The sequence below is a fragment of the Maribacter sp. genome (assembly GCA_020629415.1).
Classification (GTDB): Bacteria; Bacteroidota; Bacteroidia; order Flavobacteriales; family Flavobacteriaceae; genus Maribacter; species Maribacter huludaoensis.
Genome location: JAHDDL010000027.1, coordinates 34,697 through 53,310 on the forward strand (window position 1 = coordinate 34,697; position 18,614 = coordinate 53,310).

The following is an 18,614-nucleotide window of genomic DNA, read 5'->3' on the forward strand; positions in this document are numbered from 1 at the left end:
CTATACTAAATTGTAATTAATTATAAGTGAATAACCTCGTCATAAGCAGCTGCAGTTGCCTCCATAACAGCTTCGCTCATAGTTGGGTGAGGATGAACTGCTTTTAACACTTCGTGTCCCGTAGTTTCAAGTTTACGGCCCAAAACTGCTTCTGCAATCATATCTGTAACACCAGCACCGATCATATGACAACCTAGCCATTCACCGTACTTGGCATCATAGATAACCTTAACGAATCCTTCATAAGCACCCGCAGCTTTGGCCTTACCACTTGCAGAGAAAGGAAATTTACCAACTTTTATGTCAATACCTTTTTCTCTAGCTTGTTTTTCCGTCAAACCAACAGAAGCAATTTCAGGAGAACAGTAAGTACAACCCGGTATATTGCCGTAATCCAATGGCTCAACATGCATGTCCGCTATTTTCTCAACACATAAGATACCTTCGGCAGAGGCAACATGTGCAAGTGCTGGGCCAGGTGTAACATCACCAATAGCAAAGTATCCTGGTATGTTCGTTTGGTAATAATCATTTACCAAAATTTTATCTCTGTCGGTAGCGATACCAACATCTTCTAAGCCTATATTTTCTATATTGGTTTTAATACCAACTGCAGACAGTACTATGTCAGCTTCAAGAACTTTTTCGCCTTTAGCTGTTTTTACCGTAGCCTTTACCCCGTCACCAGAAGTATCAACAGAAGTAACTTCTGCAGAAGTCATAATCTTAACTCCAGCTTTTTTAAAGCTTCTTTCTAATTGTTTGGAAACGTCTTCATCTTCAACAGGAACAATGTTAGGTAAATATTCAACAACGGTAACCTCGGTTCCCATAGAGTTGTAGAAGTAAGCGAACTCTATACCGATTGCACCACTACCAACAACGATCATTTTCTTTGGTTGCTTTTCCAGGGTCATTGCCTGTCTGTACCCTATAATCTTCTTGCCATCTTGTGGTAAGCTAGGTAGTTCACGGCTTCTTGCACCGGTAGCGATAATGATATTAGTTGCACTGTACTCAGAAGTAGAACCATCTTCAGCCTTGACAGAAACTTTCTTTCCTGGTTTTAAAGTACCGTAACCTTTAATTACTTCAATTTTATTCTTTTTCATCAAGAATTGAACACCTTTGCTCATTCCGTCGGCAACACCGCGACTTCTTTTTACAACGGCATCAAAATCTTTATCTGCACCTTTAATTTTTAAACCGTAATCTTCTGCATGTTTCAAGTATTCAAATACTTGTGCAGATTTCAACAAAGCTTTGGTAGGTATACAACCCCAATTTAAGCAAACGCCGCCTAAACTTTCTTTTTCAATAATGGCAGTCTTAAAGCCTAATTGTGCGGCCCTAATAGCGGTAACATATCCGCCTGGACCACTACCTAAAACGATAATATCGAAAGTGCTCATATTTTGATTTTTTGTAGTTTTAATTGAAGTGCAAAAATACAAAACCTAATTGAGATTGATTGTAGGTTTTTAAAATATGACCTTTATGTTGAAATTGTGATATTTTAAAACAGTGCCAATACTATTTTAATATGAATGATAGGAATAAAAAAGAGACTTAATCAAGTCTCTTTTTTTTAATTTATTCCAATACTATTCTGCCGGCACAAAATCTAAGGCAACACCATTTATACAGTGTCGTAGACCGGTTGGTTCTGGGCCATCTTCAAATACATGGCCTAAATGACCACCGCAGGTAGCACAATGTTCCTCGGTTCTTTTGTAACCAATTTTATAATCAACATCATAGGCAACGTTGCCTTTTATCTCCTCAAAGAAGCTTGGCCATCCGGTACCTGAGTCAAATTTGGTATAACTTTTAAATAGTGGCGTTGCGCATGCGGCACAAACGTATGTCCCTTTTTCTTTATTCTTTAAAAGCTCGCTTGTAAACGGATTTTCTGTAGCAGCTTCCCGTAGTACGTAATATTCGGCATCTGTCAATTCTTTTTTCCATTCACTATTGGTTTTTTGTATAGCAAATTCTTTTTTATCACCTGCTTCTGTTTTGGTGGCTACTTCTTTTTCTTGTGATGTACCCTTACAACTTACAAAAAGTACCAATAGGGCACTTAGAATATTTATTTTCATCTTTTCAATTTTTTTATTTCTGTCGGTGAAATTATCAATTCCTTTCAAGGTATTATATCTACGAGGTTTTTAGAGTTAAAGTTTTAATAAATGGGTATAAAAAAGCCTTTGAGAAATGCTCAAAGGCTTTAGCTTAAATAGGTTAATTACCCAGGGATATTATTGTAAGGTTACTTTCTGTACATCATCTTCGGTAACACCCAAATGTGCCATTACAGAATTGATGTTAGAAGTATCTAATTTTCCAGTTGTTGATTCTGCTGGTAAAACGGCAATTCTAAAAACTTGATTGTCAGTATCGCCAGGCTGTAAAGTTGAAAGGTCAAAATCTGACTCTAAGAATATGTTTACATCTAAAAAGGTATAGTCAAAGTTGTATTGTAGCAACCCTTGATCTAAAATTCTTGTTTGTGGCATCAATCTCCAAATATCAACAGATCCACCATTGCTGTCTTCGGTTACGTCCCAAAGCATATAAACCAAAACTACATCAGTTTCAAAAACTTCTACCGTTTGCGGAAACTCATAAAATATAGAATAGTCGTTTTCTAAAGTAAAGGTACCTTCAATGTCCATTACCTTACCTAGAATGTTTATCCCGTCCTGGCCGTCAAGACCATCCAAACCATCCACGCCATCAAAGCCGTCAAAACCAGGAGGTCCCTGTGGTCCTTCACAGGAAATTATAAATAAGGCGGCAAGTACTCCAATAAATAAATTCAGTTTTCTCATAATGTTATAATTTTTCGGTTTGAGTTTTAATTTTTGAAAGTTATTTCAAAAAGCGTTCCATTTTTGGTATTTAGATATTTAAATCGGATATTAACCTTTATATTTTCAACAAAAAATAATTAAAGTCGGTCGTCTATAAAAGATGGTTAGCTTTACAAAAATAAACACTCCATATGCCTAACGTACAAGTTCACTCACTTTTCACAGATTTTGATATTGATCTTTTTAAAGGAGGAAAGCATTATCGACTGTATGAAAAGTTGGGTTCACATTTGGTAGAAGTTGATGGTGTAGCCGGTACGTACTTTGCTGTGTGGGCTCCTTCTGCAAAATCTGTTTCAGTTGTAGGTAATTTTAATTCTTGGAATGCAACAGAACACCAATTAAATGTTAGATGGGATTCTAGCGGTATTTGGGAAGGATTTATTCCCAATATTGGAAAGGGTGAGATCTATAAATATAAAATACAGTCTAACAATAATGATATTTGGACTGAGAAGGCAGATCCTTTTGCCAGGTATTGTGAGCATCCGCCAAATACGGCGTCTATAATCTGGACTGCAGAACATGATTGGAAAGATGATGCTTGGATGGGGTATAGAAAAGATAAAAACGGGTTGGATAAACCCTATTCCGTATATGAAGTCCATTTGGGGTCGTGGAAGAAGAAAGCCGGCAACAAATTTTTGACCTATAAACAGTTTGCGGTAGACCTTGTAAATTATGTAAAGGAAATGGGGTATACCCATGTAGAATTTATGCCGGTAATGGAATATCCTTACGATCCATCTTGGGGATATCAGCTTACCGGTTATTTTGCGCCAACGTCAAGATTTGGTTCTCCAGAAGAATTTAAGTTTTTGGTAGACACTTTTCACCAGAACGATATAGGTGTAATTTTAGATTGGGTGCCGTCTCATTTTCCAGAGGATGCCCATGGTCTAGGTTTTTTTGACGGTTCTAATTTGTATGAGCACCCGGACAGAAGAAAAGGCTACCATACAGATTGGAAGAGTTTGATCTTCAACTACGGTAGAAACGAGGTTAGGGCCTTTCTTATAAGCAATGCCCTATTTTGGTTAGATCAATTTCATGTAGATGGCCTTCGTGTAGATGCAGTTGCGTCTATGTTATATTTAGACTATTCTAGGGAAGAAGGAGAGTGGGAGCCTAATATGTACGGTAACAACGAGAATTTAGAGGCAATGTCCTTTATTCGAGAATTGAACGAAGCCGTTTATGCTAATTTTGATGGCGTGCAGACCATTGCAGAAGAATCTACGGCATTTGCAGGTGTATCAAAACCTGTTGAACATGGTGGCTTGGGTTTTGGTATGAAATGGATGATGGGTTGGATGCATGATACATTACAATTTTTTCAAAAAGAACCTATCTACAGAAAACATCATCAAAACGATCTAACCTTTAGTATGACCTACGCTTTTACGGAGCACTTCATGCTGCCTTTTTCACATGATGAGGTAGTTTATGGCAAACAGTCGTTGGTATATAGAATGCCAGGTGATGAATGGCAACGTTTTGCAAATCTAAGATTGTTGTTTGGGTATATGTTTACGCACCCGGGTACCAAACTAATGTTTATGGGCGGTGAATTCGGTCAAACAGCAGAATGGAATTTTGAGCAAAGTTTAGACTGGCATTTGTTACAGTACAATGGGCATAAAGGAATTCAGGATTTTGTAAAAGATTTAAACCATTTATACAAAAGCGCACCGGCTTTGTATGAAAAACAATTTAGCCCAGAAGGCTTTCAGTGGATAGATTATAGTGACCATGAAAATTCTGTTTTAACTTATGTGCGTAAAGGACATGACGAAGAGAACGATTTGGTCATAGCATGTAATTTTACCCCTATACCAAGAGAGAATTACAGGATAGGTAATCCTAAAAAAGGGAAATTGACAGAGGTTTTAAATAGTGATGCTACCAAATATGGAGGTGGCGGTAATGTTAACAGCAAAGTAAAATCATCTAGTAAGCCATCGCACGGGTTTAAAAAATCGTTTGAAATTACAATTCCGCCTTTAGGTATTGTAATACTGAAATAACTTAGTCAATTGCATAGTGTTTATGCAATTCTTTAGTATTTCTGTAGTTATTATAATTTGATATTTATTAATATAAAAGTTCATGATTACAAATACAGAGCTTGAGTATAAAGGTAATTTATACCCAAACCATATCGTTGAATTTTCACAAGACTCAGATAAATTATATTTCACTACGGACAACGGTGTGGTTTTGCAAATAACCATATTAAGGGGTAGTATCATTCGCTTTAGATATGCTACCAATTATAATTTTCAACCAGATTTTTCATATGCCATAGATCCAGATGCCACAATGGGTTATAGTAAATTGGAAGTGGTAGAAAATGATACGGACTATGTTATTTCTACGGCAAGGTTAAGTATCCTAGTAGACAAAATGACCCTGAGAACCCAAATTTCTGATTTGGAGGGCAACATAATTTGCGAAGATGAACTAGGTTTTCATTGGGAAGAGAATTATGAGTACGGAGGTAATACCGTAAAATTGAGTAAAATAACTCAATCAGGAGAAAGTTTTTACGGCATGGGCGATAAAGCCATGCATAGTAACTTAAAAGGTAAAAGAGTAGAAAATTGGGTCACCGATCAATTCGCATTTGCAAAAGAGCAAGACCCGCTTTACAAAGCAATACCATTTTATGTAGGCTTAAATAAGGGAAAAGCCTATGGTATTTATTTTGATAACAGTTTTAGAACAGGTTTTGATTTTTCGCAAGAACGAAGAAATATTACGAGCTTTTGGGCAGATGGTGGAGAAATGAATTATTATTTCATTTTTGGTCCGGATATGTCAAAGGTAGTTAGTTCATATTCTAGTCTTACCGGTACACCGGAGTTACCGCCTATGTGGGCTTTAGGTTTTCATCAGTCTAAATGGAGTTACTATCCGGAGAGTAATGTAAAAGAGATAGCTAGCGAATTTAGAAAATTACAAATACCATGCGATGCCATTTATTTGGATATTGATTATATGGATGGTTTTAGATGCTTTACTTGGGATAAAAATCATTTTCCCGATCCAAAGCGAATGATTCAAGAGTTAGAAGATGACGGATTTAAAACCGTTGTAATGATCGATCCGGGTATAAAGGTAGATCGTAATTACTGGATTTATAATGAAGCTTTGGAAAATGACTATTTCTGTAAAAGGGGAGATGGTCCTTTAATGCATGGTAAAGTGTGGCCTGGAGAATGTAATTTTCCGGATTTCACAAATCCTGCCGTTAGGGAATGGTGGGCAGAGCTTTATAAAGAGTTTATGTCAGAATTGGGCGTGCATGCCGTTTGGAACGATATGAACGAACCCGCAGTGATGGAGGTACCAACAAAAACGGCACCGTTAGATACCCGTCATGATTATGATGGTCACCCTTGTACACATCGTAAGGCACACAATGTGTACGGTATGCAAATGGTTAGGGCTACCTATGAGGGAGTTAAAAAATATGTTTATCCTAAAAGACCATTTGTAATCACAAGGGCAGCCTTTGCGGGTACTCAAAGATATTCTTCTACTTGGACAGGAGATAATGTGGCTACTTGGGAACATTTATGGATAGCCAACGTACAGGTACAGCGTATGTGCTTAAGTGGATATTCTTTTGTGGGGTCTGACATTGGAGGCTTTGCGGAACAGCCAGATGGAGAGTTGTTTGCAAGATGGGTGCAATTAGGAATTTTTCATCCTTTTTGTAGAGTACATTCAAGTGGTGATCATGGCGATCAAGAACCATGGTCGTTTGGTACGGAAATTACGGATATTGTTAGAAAATTCGTGAACCTTCGTTATCAATTAATGCCTTATCTGTACACAATGTTCTATAAGTACACGAAAGAGAATATACCCATGATTCAGTCTTTAGTGTTCTTTGATCAAGAAGATAACCAGACCCATTTTAGGACAGATGAATTTATTTTTGGAGAAAAAATACTAGTTTGCCCCATACAGGAACCTAATGCTCAAGGACGTAGAATGTACATTCCCAGAGGATTTTGGTATGACTTTTGGACAAACGAACATGTAGAAGGAGGAAAAGAGAAATGGGTAACGGCAGAAATAGATATGCTTCCAATTTTTGTAAAAGCAGGCGCTATAATTCCAAAATATCCAATTCAACAATATGTTGGGGAAAAGAGGATTGAAGAATTGGTTTTAGAAGTATATTACAAAGAAGGTACGGAAACGTCAGAGGTGTATGAAGATGCGGCCAACGGTTATGATTATAAGAAGGGAAGATATTCTTTAAGTAATTATAAGTTGACAGGAAAGGATAATTCGTTGACCATACAGCTTTTTAAGGACGGCACCTTTGAGACGGAATATGAGAAAATGAGACTAAATTTTCATGGTCTACCGTTTAAAATTGATAAGGTTATGATAGATAATGAAGAGGTGCTGTTGCATACCATAGCAACCAATGAAAGTAATGATTTGCTTATAGACAAAAATTTTACGCTATTGCATTTATCAGGAAATCAATAACTTTGTAGTTTAATACCATTAACTAAATTTAATAATATGAGAAAATTAGTATTAATAGCATTCGTCTTTTTAGGCGTAAGCGCTTGTAAGGTTAACCCCTTTACAGGTCAAAAAACATTGAATTTTTATCCTAATAGTCAGGTGTTTCCGTCTGCATTTGCACAATATGATCAGTTCTTGACAGAGAACAACGTGGTAAGCGGTACGGCAGACGCTCAAATGATTACAAGGGTAGGTCAGCGAATCTCAAGCGCTGCGGAGCGTTGGTTGACCGCAAATGGGCACCCGGGTTATTTGGCTGACTATAAATGGGAATATAATTTGGTAAAAGATGAAACGGTAAACGCTTGGTGTATGCCAGGGGGTAAAATTGTATTTTATACCGGTATTTTGCCAATTACCCAAACAGAAACAGGTGTAGCCGTAGTTATGGGTCATGAGGTAGCCCATGCATTGGCAGATCATGGGGCACAACGTATGAGTGCAGGTACATTGCAACAGTTAGGTGCTGTGGCAGGTAATGTTGCAATTAAGAACCAACAGACTTTAGGGTTGTTCAACCAAGCCTACGGTGTAGGTACGCAATATTTAGGTATGCTTCCATTTAGTAGAAGCCATGAGACCGAAGCGGATAGAATTGGTTTGCAGATTATGGCTATTGCCGGTTATGATCCTTATGAAGCTGCAGAGCTTTGGAAACGAATGAAGGCAAACAGTGGGGGACAAGCTCCACCGGAATTTATGAGCACGCACCCTTCAAATGATACAAGAATAAATAACCTAACGGCTTGGGCACCAGATGCCGCTGCGGAGGCAGCAAAATTTGGAGTAACAAATTTTAAGTAAAACGTAAAGGATTATTGTATATTGAAGCCGTTCAGAAATGAACGGCTTTTTATTTTTATATATGGGAAAGACACTTATTGCAAAAGGAAGTAAAAAATTGTTGAATGCATGGGCCTTTTACGATTGGGCAAATTCAGTTTATACCTTGACCATAGCTTCCTCTATTTTTCCCATTTATTACGCAACTCTCTTTGACGATAAAGAGGAATTGGTTTCTGCTTTTGGCTTTGAAATGAAACAGACGGTACTTATTTCTATCGTTACCGCTTTTACCTTTCTTGTAGTAGCCTTTTTATCGCCAGTATTATCAGGTATAGCAGATTACGTTGGTAATAAGAAAATGTTTATGAAGTTCTTTTGCTATACGGGCAGCATTGGTTGTATTGGATTGTATTGGTTTGATCTTGGGCAAATTCATTTAAGTCTTTTGTTTTATTTTATGGGATTGATAGGGTATTGGGGTAGCCTTGTTTTCTATAATTCTTATTTGCCAGATATAGCTTATGAACATCAGCAAGATAGTATTAGTGCTAAAGGTTTTTCATTAGGATATTTTGGTAGTGTTCTTCTATTATTATTAAATCTGGCAATGGTCATGAAACCGGAATGGTTCGGATTTGATATTGGTGAAACGGAAGACACGTTAAATATGGCTAAGGTAGAAGCTATGAGAATTTCTTTTATAACAGTTGGTGTGTGGTGGCTGATTTTTAGTCAATATACATTTTGGGTATTGCCCAAGGGAGTTGGCAAGGGTCATAAAATAACGCGAGATGTCCTGTTTAAAGGACTTAAGGAGCTTAAGGTTGTCTGGGCTCAATTAAAAGAGAACGAAAGATTAAAGCGTTATTTAAATGCATTTTTTGTATTTAGTATGGCAGTACAAACTATTATGCTAGTTGCCGTATACTTTGGGGAAAAAGAAATTGCATGGGGTACGGATGGTGAAAAAACTACAGGTTTGATCATTAGTGTTTTGGTCATACAGTTAGTAGCTATAGTGGGAGCTGTAATAACATCTAAGGCTTCTGATACATATGGCAATATTAAAACCCTAGTCGTAATAAATGCAATTTGGATGTTGCTTTGTATCTATGCATATTTTATGGTAACGCCCATGCAATTTTATATTGCGGCGGGATTTGTTGGTCTGGTAATGGGAGGTGTACAATCGTTAGGCCGTTCCACATATTCAAAATTTTTACCGGAAACAGAGGACACTACGTCATATTTTAGTTTTTATGATGTTGCGGAGAAAATTGGTATTGTTATCGGTATGGCACTCTTTGCCATAATAGACCAGGTAAGTAATATGCGAAATGCAATACTGTTTTTATTCATATTCTTTTTGGGCGGTATTTTGTTGTTGTTCAGAGTCGATGAATCAAAAAAGCCTCTTTAAAAGAGGCTTCGTTGTATTGATTGTTCGCTGTTTTGATTTTATTTTTTATCCCTTGGAGATGTCTCCAGAACCAGAAGTTTTGGTATTTACTTTTTTAGGATTGCCTTTATATGAAATATCACCAGAGCCAGATACACGGGCTTTGATAGATTTGTTTGCGGTCACTTCTATATCTGCAGAGCCGGAAACTGTAGCTTCCACATTATCCGCTTCTAGATCATAGGCTTCTATGTCTCCACTACCAGAGATAGTAGCTTTAAAGTTATTTGTGGTACCACTTAAAGTTATATTGCCTGACCCTGACATTGAAGTAGAAAGTGAGTTAGAATCTATATCTAGTGTAATATCTCCAGAACCGGACATTGCCGTACTGAAATTATCGGCTTTTATTTTTGTTTTTCCAACAATATCACCTGAACCTGATAGGGCAACATGGTCAATAGATTCTACTGGAACGGTTATAAGAATTTTTGATTTCCAATTGCTGGTTTTTAGATTAACACCTTTTTCCGTCTTGATTATTAGTTTTCCATCTTTTACTTCTGTAATAATATATTCTAAAAGGTTTTCTTCGCCATTTAGGGTAATCTCCCCTTCGTTACCAGAAACCAAGTCAACATCAAACCAGCCGGATACTGCTACTCCGTCATAATCGCCGGTATTTCTTTCAATGGTAATATTGTTTCCGTTTCCTTTAATGGTCTTTCCCCATTGTGCAGAACAAGAAAATGAGATTAATGCTGCACTTAATAATACACTTAATTTTTTCATGATTTTCATTTTTAATTGATTGATTGATTGATATTTATTTTTTGGTAAAACTTATTCCGCCATAATCACTTGAAAGCGTCATTTTATTTCCCTTTCCTTTAGAGCCATAAAAGCCTTCATAATGCTTGTCCGAAGATTTTTCTGTGCTAATATTAATGGTAAAGTGGTCTTTTCCGCTTACACCCGCATAACTGGTAGATATATCAAAATCGAAATGATATTGGCTGTTATATCCTATTTTAATACCTGTATAATCCGTTCTTATTTCTACATTGCCCGCATCTGCCGCTAATTCGTCTATACGAACAGAGCCATAGTCTGCCACGATAGAAACGTTTCCATGAATGGTGCCCAGTTTTATGGTAATGTAATCGCCATTTCCATCTATATTGTTCAATTCGGAAACATCCATATTTCCATAATTACTGGTATATTCTAAATTATCCATGGTGCCGATACTTGCATTTGTATAGTCGGCGTTGATAGCAAGGTTACCGGCTTTTTCAATAGTAAAGCCAGAATAGTCGGCTCTAATTTCTGCACTATTAATGTACCCTATCGTAGATTTAGAAGTGTAGTCAAAGTTTAATTTATTGTTTCTGCCTCTAAGTTCACCAAGTTCTAATCTGCCATAATCACAATTAATTCTTGCATGCCCATCAATTCTGTCCAATATAATATTTCCGTAATCGTTACTTAGGTCTACATTATTCTTGACAGGGACTTTTATGGTGTAGTTGATCTGCATATTTACATTACCATTATTTCCCCAGCTCCATCCCCAACCATTGTTATTTTTATTAAAAATGGTTTTTGCGGAAACGCGTTCGCTGCTAGCTTCAAAATCAACGGATATTTCATCCAATTTTTTCTGAACCTTATCTTCGTTGTTGCCGTTAGTTTTAATATGTACTTCTATCACTACCTTATTTTCGTTCCAAGAAGTAATGTTTAAATTGCCGTAAGAATTATTGATCTTAAGCAATGCATTGGCATTGACGTTGAATTCTTTTTTTATGGTTTTTTCTCTGGTGTGTTTACCGTCAAAAGAGGTGTCATTGGCATTGGCAGCAGTAGTAAATACAAGCATAAGTAGCCAAGTATATTTATATAGTAAAGTTTTCATCATTTGCTTTTTTAATTGATTTAATATTTTCAATTTGAATCATAACCTCATTTAATAGGTCGATCCTTGTTTGGAAATTGGTGATCATGGCACTTAAAATTAACTTGCTGTTACCGCCATTTAAAAGATCTTGTTCCATTTGGGTATAATTCAGCTGTAGCTTCTTTAATTGGGCCATGGTGTCATTAATAATTTTTTCTGTTTCGGGTGATTTTTCCGAATTCAGTTCTTTTACTTGCTCTTCTATTAAATTGGCAAAATAGAATTGCGTTTTTGATGCTTCTGGCGAAATCTCGGCAACTTTTTCTTCAATACTTGATGCTGTTTTGAATTGGGATAAACCAACCGTTAATAAAATGGCAAGTGATGCCGCAACCGATAGAAATAGTAACCAATTGTTCTTTTTCTTGGTTTCAAGTGTAACTACGCCTTTAGATTCGTTTAGTTTTTCTAAAAATCGCTGTTGGTGCCCACTGGCGGGTTCGGCATAATCCAATTGGTCCTGTAGCTTATTAAAAAGCTCGTCAATAGTATCTTTCTTCATTAGACTACGAGTGTTAGTTTTTTTCTTAAACTTTCTTTTGCTCTAGAAACGGTAGTTCTGCAATTGGCATAACTAATGTTCATAATTTCACTGATTTCATCATAATCAAACCCTTCAATTAGATGTAAGGTCAAAGAAATTCTGTAGTTGTCTTTTAAATCTTTCATGGTTTCCATCACTTTTTGAGCCTTTAGTTCTGTAAACACATGGTCAGATGCAATTCCGTCATTATCTTCGACCTTGTACAATACTTCATCTAAAGCAACTTCGTTCTTTTTTTGTTGCTTTCTATATTGATGTATACTGTTATTGATAACAATACGCTTTAGCCAAGATCCAAAAGTTACTTCCCCTTTAAAAGTATGCAGCTTCGTAAACGCGCTTAAAAACGATTCTTGCATAATGTCTTCCGCTTGGGCAGTATCTTTTACAATTCTAAGTGATGTATTGTACATAGCCTTGTAATACCTGTTGTACACTTCTAGCTGTGCACTTTGTTTACCGGCTAAGCACAATTGCACTAGCTCATCAATATGTTCTCTTTGTTGGCTCAAAAAGTGATTGGTTTATTGAAAGATGATTCAATTTACGGTTTGTTACAGTTTGTTAGAATTATTATTGAAAATTCTTTATAATGGTAAACTTCATTTTTTAAAAACGAAATAATTCAGTTGGCACAAGAATTGAAATAGATAATAGCAAATGAAAGTGCAAAAAGCCGTATTTCACTGATTTTCATTGTTTTTACGGCAATTATGTATAATTTATAAAAACTAAATTCTGTTGGTTTAATGACAGAATGACCGATATATGAGTATGGGAGATTCTAAATTTTCAAATTTTGACAATATGTCTTTACAAGGAATTGATCAAGATTCTGAGCTTATACCACTATTGACCCCGGAAGATGAGGAGCAAATGAATAGTGAGATACTGCCAGAAACATTACCGATTTTACCTTTAAGAAACACCGTGCTTTTTCCTGGTGTAGTAATTCCTATTACTGCTGGCAGGGATAAAAGTATACAATTGATAAAAGACGCCAATAATGGATCTAAGGTCATAGGTGTGGTTTCCCAGAAAGATGAGGAAACGGAAAACCCAGATGTTCAAGATATCAATACCTTGGGTACGGTAGCAAGAATATTACGCGTACTACAGATGCCAGATGGTAATACTACCGTAATCATACAAGGTAAAAAGCGTTTTGAGATTGCTGAGGTTTTGACCAAAAAGCCATATTTTACGGCAACGGTTAGAGAGACCGAAGAAGTAAGACCAGAAAAGAACGACAAAGAATTTTTGGCCATAATTGAATCTATCAAAGAATTGGCTTTAAAAATCATAAGGGATAATCCTAATATACCAAGTGAAGCATCTTTCGCCATAAAAAATATTCAGAGCAATTCGTTCTTGATAAATTTTGTATCGTCTAATTTAAACCTAGATGTTAAGGCAAAGCAAGAGCTATTGGAAATTGGTAGTTTGCAAGAAAGAGCATTGGCAACATTGAAATATATGAATGTTGAAATGCAAAAGCTTGAACTTAAGAATGATATACAGTCTAAGGTCAGGAATGACTTGGACCAACAACAGAGAGAGTATTTCTTGCACCAGCAGATGAAGACCATTCAAGAAGAATTAGGTGGGGTTTCTTATGATGAGGAGCTTGAGGAAATGAAGGAGAAGTCCAAGAAAAAGAAGTGGGGCAAGAAAGAAAAAGAGCATTTTGAGAAGGAATTATCCAAAATGAAGCGGATGAATCCGCAGGTGGCAGAATATTCTATTCAAAGAAATTATTTGGACCTGTTATTGGATTTGCCATGGAAAGAATATTCTAAGGATAAGTTCGATTTAAAAAGAGCGGAAAGAATTCTTGATAGAGACCACTATGGCTTAGAAGATGTAAAGAAAAGGATCATTGAATACTTAGCGGTTCTGAAGCTGCGCAACGATATGAAATCACCTATACTTTGTCTATATGGTCCACCGGGAGTGGGTAAAACATCATTGGGCAAATCTATTGCAGAGGCATTAGGAAGAGAGTATGTAAGAATGTCATTGGGCGGATTAAGAGATGAAGCTGAAATTAGAGGTCACCGTAAAACCTATATTGGTGCAATGCCTGGTAGAATTATTCAAAGTCTTAAAAAGGCAGGTACATCAAACCCTGTTTTTATACTGGATGAGATAGATAAGTTATCCAATAGTAACCAAGGAGATCCTTCTTCGGCAATGCTAGAGGTGTTAGACCCGGAGCAGAACAGTGACTTCCATGATAACTTCTTGGAGTTGGGTTATGATCTATCTAAAGTAATGTTCGTTGCTACGGCAAATAATCTAGGTAGTATTCAGCCGGCATTAAGAGACCGTATGGAAATCATTAATGTAACCGGTTATACCATTGAAGAAAAAGTAGAGATCGCTAAGAAGCATTTACTGCCAAAGCAATTGACCGAGCATGGCCTAGATGCTAGCCACTTAAAAATTGGTAAGCCGCAATTAGAAAAGATTGTTGAAGGGTACACTCGTGAATCTGGAGTACGCTCTTTGGAAAAGCAAATTGCCAAAATGGTACGTTATGCAGCTAAATCTATTGCTACGGAAGAAGAATATGATGTTAAGGTCAGCAATGAAGATATAATTGAAGTATTGGGAGCACCAAAAATGGAGCGTAACAAATATGAAAATAATGAAGTTGCTGGCGTAGTTACAGGTTTGGCCTGGACTAGTGTAGGAGGTGATATCTTATTCATAGAGTCTATTCTTTCTAAAGGTAAAGGGTCCATGAGTATAACCGGTAACCTTGGTAAAGTCATGAAGGAGTCTGCCACCATTGCAATGGAATACATAAAATCTAATGCAGAACGTTTTGGTATTGATCCTTCTATTTTTGAAAAATATAATGTACATATACACGTGCCAGAAGGTGCTACGCCAAAAGATGGTCCAAGTGCAGGTATTACTATGTTAACTTCTTTGGTGTCATTGTTTACACAAAAGCGAATTAAAAAGAGTTTGGCAATGACCGGAGAAATTACGCTACGTGGTAAGGTGTTACCGGTTGGCGGAATTAAAGAGAAGATTCTTGCGGCCAAGAGAGCAAAGATCAAAGAGATAATTCTTTGTGCGGATAATGAGCGTGATATCAAGGAGATTAAAGAATCTTATTTAAAAGGGCTTACCTTTCACTATGTAAAAGAAATGTCTGAAGTAATAGATATTGCCATTACCGATGTTAATGTAAAAAACGCAAAGGAACTATAATCTTGCTTTTCTTTATATTTTTGGAACAATGAAAAAAATTACCATTGCAATTGACGGATTCTCCTCTACGGGAAAAAGTACCTTGGCAAAGCAACTAGCTAAAAAGCTGGAATATGTTTATGTAGATACAGGTGCCATGTACCGTGCAGTCACTTTGTTCGCTATGAAGTCAGGATTTGTAAATGCTGGTAAGATAGATGAAGATGCATTGGTAAAGTCATTAGGCAACATTGAGCTGAATTTTATTTTTAATTCGGATTTAGGTTTTGCGGAAATGTACTTGAATGGTGAAAATGTAGAGAAAGAGATTAGAACCATGCCGGTTTCTAAGAATGTAAGTCAAGTCTCTATAATAAAAGCTGTACGGGAAAAATTAGTTGCAATGCAGCAAACAATGGGTGATGGTAAAGGAATAGTGATGGACGGCAGGGATATTGGTACTGTAGTATTCCCAAATGCAGAACTTAAAATTTTCATGACAGCTTCACCAGAAAAAAGAGCGGTAAGAAGATATAAAGAATTACTGGATAGGGGTGAGGATGTGGATTATGAAGATATTCTTGAAAATGTTCAAAAACGAGATTATATAGACAGTAACCGGGCAATTTCACCTTTAAAAAAAGCAGAAGATGCCATTGAGTTTGATAATAGTGATTTAGGGCTAGAGGATCAGTTTCATAGAATTTATGAGCATTCGCTTCGGGTTATAGAGAAGCAAGCATAAAAAAAGAGGTTAGCATTGCTAACCTCTTTTCATTTTATATTCTATTGAATATTATTTGTTCGGTATAACCAACACTTGGTCTGGGTGAATTACATCCGGATTCTTTAAGATGCCGGTGTTCGCTTCAAAAATTGCCTTGTATTTCATAGGGTCACCATAATAGTGCTTAGCTATTTTACTAAGAGACTCACCACCTTTAACTACGTGTCTGTGATAAACGGAATCATCTTCAACCGTAATGTTGGCTTTGATATCAGAAGGGCTTTCGCCGCCTAGTTGTTTAATCTTATCCCACATTAGGTCTTTTTCATAAGGTGTTTTTGCTTGTCCTTTAACTTTAAGAACATCACCTTCAACAGTTACATTACCGTCTTTTATACCTAATTGCTCACCAAGATCTAAAACACCTTGATATTTTGCCTTAACACTCATAATTTTACTTTTTTTAATGGTTATTATAATACTTCTAAGATAAGCATATTTAGGATATTTTACTCCAAAATCATGCCATAATTCATAATTGAACGTGTAATAAGTCGTTCTGTTGTCTAATTTAAATAAAATGATTATTTTTGCACACCTTTTTTGCAAGGAAGTCAAGAAAAAAAGGGATTAGATAAACAAATAAATATAACTACTTTCATAGTTGTTGCCTAAGTCTTGATAAGGTTATGGAATACAAATTATTAATCAGCAAATGGCTGAAGAAAAAACAAACGCTGAGGTAGAAGCTACTACTGAAGCAACACAACAAGCTGTTGAAACTCCACAGCAAGATCCAAAAGAATTCTTAGAAAACTTTAACTGGGAAAAATACGAGCAAGGAATTGAGCGTGTAGATGATTCTAAATTAAAGGAATTTGAAGAATTAGTTGCCGAAAACTTTGTAGATACTGCCGATGAGGAAGTAGTAGAAGGTAAGGTTGTTTATATTACGGATAGAGAAGCTATCATTGATATTAACGCAAAATCTGAAGGTGTAATTTCGTTGAACGAATTCCGTTACAACCCAGGTTTAAAAGTTGGTGACAAAGTAGAGGTATTGATCGATATTCGTGAGGATAAAAGTGGTCAATTGGTATTGTCTCACAGAAAGGCGAGAACTATTATGGCTTGGGACCGTGTAAATGCGGCTCATGACAAAGAAGAAATCGTTAGTGGTTTTGTGAAGTGCAGAACTAAAGGTGGTATGATCGTTGACGTATTTGGTATTGAAGCTTTCTTACCAGGTTCTCAAATTGATGTTAAGCCTATTCGTGATTATGATCAGTATGTTAACAAAACAATGGAATTCAAGGTTGTAAAAATAAACCACGAATTTAAGAACGTTGTTGTTTCTCATAAAGCGCTTATTGAAGCTGATATTGAAGAGCAGAAGAAAGAAATCATTAGCCAATTAGAAAAAGGACAAGTATTAGAAGGTGTTGTTAAAAACATTACTTCTTACGGTGTGTTTATTGATCTAGGTGGTGTTGATGGTTTAGTTCACATTACTGACCTTTCTTGGAGCAGAATCAACCACCCGAACGAGGTTGTTGAGCTTGACCAGAAATTAAATGTTGTAATTCTTGATTTTGATGAAAACAAATCTAGAATTCAATTAGGTCTTAAGCAATTGGAGAAGCATCCTTGGGAAGCTTTATCCGATGAAATTAAGATTGGTGATAAAGTAAAAGGAAAAGTTGTTGTTATAGCTGATTACGGCGCATTCATTGAAGTTGTTGAAGGTGTTGAAGGTCTTATCCACGTTTCTGAAATGTCTTGGTCTACGCACTTGCGTTCTGCACAGGATTTCGTAAAAGTTGGTGATGAGGTTGAAGCGGTTGTATTGACATTGGATCGTGAAGATCGTAAAATGTCTCTTGGTATCAAGCAATTGACTCCAGATCCTTGGACTGATATTACTACGAAATACCCTGTAGGTTCTAAGCATAAAGGTATTGTAAGAAACTTTACAAACTTTGGTGTTTTTGTGGAGCTAGAAGAAGGTATTGACGGTTTAATTTACATCTCTGATCTTTCTTGGACTAAGAAAATCAAGCATCCATCTGAGTTTACTAACGTAGGTGATACTTTAGAAGTTGAAGTATTGGAATTAGATGTTGATGGTCGTAAGTTGAGCTTAGGTCATAAGCAAACTACTGAAAACCCATGGGATAAATATGAAACTGAATTCGCATTGGGTACAGTTCATACAGCAACCATTTCTGATGTAGTTGATAAAGGAGCAACAATTGAATTTAACGATGATATTACAGCATTTATTCCTCAACGTCATTTAGAAAAAGAAGATGGTAAAAAACTAGGTAAAGGCGATGAAGCTGAATTCAAAATTATTGAATTCAATAAAGACTTCAAACGTGTTGTAGCTAGTCATACTGCTATTTTCCGTGAAGAAGAGCAACGTAATGTTAAGGCGGCTGTTAAAAGACAAGCGGCTAGTGCAGATGAGGCTAAGCCAACTTTAGGTGATGCTAACGATGCGTTACAAGCGTTGAAAGACAAAATGGAAGCTGATTCTAAGAAGAAGTAATTTCATTAGCATA

At 36.4% G+C, this 18,614-nt stretch carries 15 protein-coding genes; 7 read left to right on the forward strand and 8 right to left on the reverse strand.

Annotated features, from left to right (window positions below; all coding sequences use genetic code 11):
• Positions 1–20 precede the first annotated feature (20 nt).
• From lpdA to QZ657_RS11925, 3 genes are all read right to left on the reverse strand, one after another.
• Positions 21–1,412, reverse strand: coding sequence for a dihydrolipoyl dehydrogenase (gene lpdA / locus QZ657_RS11915; protein ID WP_291967116.1), 1,392 nt, complete (start codon positions 1,410–1,412; stop codon positions 21–23).
• A gap of 192 nt (positions 1,413–1,604) precedes the next feature.
• On the reverse strand, positions 1,605–2,102 hold the full coding sequence (gene msrB / locus QZ657_RS11920; protein WP_291967118.1) for a peptide-methionine (R)-S-oxide reductase MsrB: 498 nt from the start codon (positions 2,100–2,102) through the stop codon (positions 1,605–1,607).
• 159 nt (positions 2,103–2,261) lie between these two features.
• Positions 2,262–2,834: a collagen-like protein gene (locus QZ657_RS11925; RefSeq protein ID WP_291967120.1), complete on the reverse strand. Its 573-nt coding sequence runs from the start codon at positions 2,832–2,834 to the stop codon at positions 2,262–2,264.
• A gap of 173 nt (positions 2,835–3,007) precedes the next feature.
• Here QZ657_RS11925 and glgB point away from each other — a divergent pair, with 173 nt between their 5' ends.
• The 4 genes from glgB (at position 3,008) to QZ657_RS11945 (ending at position 9,636) form a co-directional block, all read left to right on the forward strand.
• Positions 3,008–4,903 (forward strand): 1,4-alpha-glucan branching protein GlgB, encoded by a 1,896-nt coding sequence (gene glgB / locus QZ657_RS11930; protein ID WP_291967122.1) that lies wholly within the window; start codon positions 3,008–3,010, stop codon positions 4,901–4,903.
• Between the two features lie 82 nt (positions 4,904–4,985).
• On the forward strand, positions 4,986–7,388 hold the full coding sequence (locus tag QZ657_RS11935; RefSeq protein WP_291963551.1) for a glycoside hydrolase family 31 protein: 2,403 nt from the start codon (positions 4,986–4,988) through the stop codon (positions 7,386–7,388).
• Positions 7,389–7,424: 36 nt separating this feature from the next.
• Entirely contained in the window at positions 7,425–8,234 is an 810-nt protein-coding gene (locus QZ657_RS11940) for a M48 family metallopeptidase (protein ID WP_276472689.1), read from the forward strand.
• 61 nt (positions 8,235–8,295) lie between these two features.
• Positions 8,296–9,636 carry an MFS transporter gene (locus QZ657_RS11945; protein WP_291967124.1) on the forward strand — a complete coding sequence of 447 codons (1,341 nt, stop codon included), beginning with the start codon at positions 8,296–8,298 and terminating at the stop codon, positions 9,634–9,636.
• Between the two features lie 45 nt (positions 9,637–9,681).
• Here the strand turns inward: QZ657_RS11945 and QZ657_RS11950 are convergent, their stop codons facing one another.
• Genes QZ657_RS11950 through QZ657_RS11965 form a run of 4 tightly spaced genes read right to left on the reverse strand, consistent with a single transcriptional unit; the run spans position 9,682 to position 12,631 of the window.
• Positions 9,682–10,407, reverse strand: a complete 726-nt coding sequence (locus QZ657_RS11950) for a head GIN domain-containing protein (protein WP_291967126.1) — start codon at positions 10,405–10,407, stop codon at positions 9,682–9,684.
• Positions 10,408–10,441: 34 nt separating this feature from the next.
• Positions 10,442–11,533: a hypothetical protein gene (locus QZ657_RS11955; RefSeq protein WP_291967128.1), complete on the reverse strand. Its 1,092-nt coding sequence runs from the start codon at positions 11,531–11,533 to the stop codon at positions 10,442–10,444.
• Positions 11,514–12,077: a hypothetical protein gene (locus QZ657_RS11960; RefSeq protein ID WP_291967130.1), complete on the reverse strand. Its 564-nt coding sequence runs from the start codon at positions 12,075–12,077 to the stop codon at positions 11,514–11,516. Before QZ657_RS11960 ends, QZ657_RS11955 begins: the two co-directional genes overlap by 20 nt.
• On the reverse strand, positions 12,077–12,631 hold the full coding sequence (locus QZ657_RS11965) for an RNA polymerase sigma factor (protein ID WP_276472698.1): 555 nt from the start codon (positions 12,629–12,631) through the stop codon (positions 12,077–12,079). Before QZ657_RS11965 ends, QZ657_RS11960 begins: the two co-directional genes overlap by 1 nt.
• Positions 12,632–12,893: 262 nt before the next feature.
• On the opposite strand from QZ657_RS11965, the gene lon reads away from it, so the two are divergent.
• Both lon and cmk read left to right on the forward strand, forming a co-directional pair.
• Complete coding sequence (gene lon / locus QZ657_RS11970) at positions 12,894–15,344, forward strand: endopeptidase La (RefSeq protein WP_291963530.1); 2,451 nt, start codon at positions 12,894–12,896, stop codon at positions 15,342–15,344.
• A gap of 28 nt (positions 15,345–15,372) precedes the next feature.
• Complete coding sequence (cmk, locus tag QZ657_RS11975; RefSeq protein WP_291967132.1) at positions 15,373–16,068, forward strand: (d)CMP kinase; 696 nt, start codon at positions 15,373–15,375, stop codon at positions 16,066–16,068.
• A gap of 51 nt (positions 16,069–16,119) precedes the next feature.
• On the opposite strand, the gene QZ657_RS11980 is transcribed toward cmk, so the two are convergent.
• Positions 16,120–16,500 carry a LysM peptidoglycan-binding domain-containing protein gene (locus QZ657_RS11980; RefSeq protein WP_276472700.1) on the reverse strand — a complete coding sequence of 127 codons (381 nt, stop codon included), beginning with the start codon at positions 16,498–16,500 and terminating at the stop codon, positions 16,120–16,122.
• A gap of 265 nt (positions 16,501–16,765) precedes the next feature.
• On the opposite strand from QZ657_RS11980, the gene rpsA reads away from it, so the two are divergent.
• Complete coding sequence (gene rpsA / locus QZ657_RS11985) at positions 16,766–18,601, forward strand: 30S ribosomal protein S1 (protein WP_276472701.1); 1,836 nt, start codon at positions 16,766–16,768, stop codon at positions 18,599–18,601.
• Positions 18,602–18,614 lie beyond the last annotated feature (13 nt).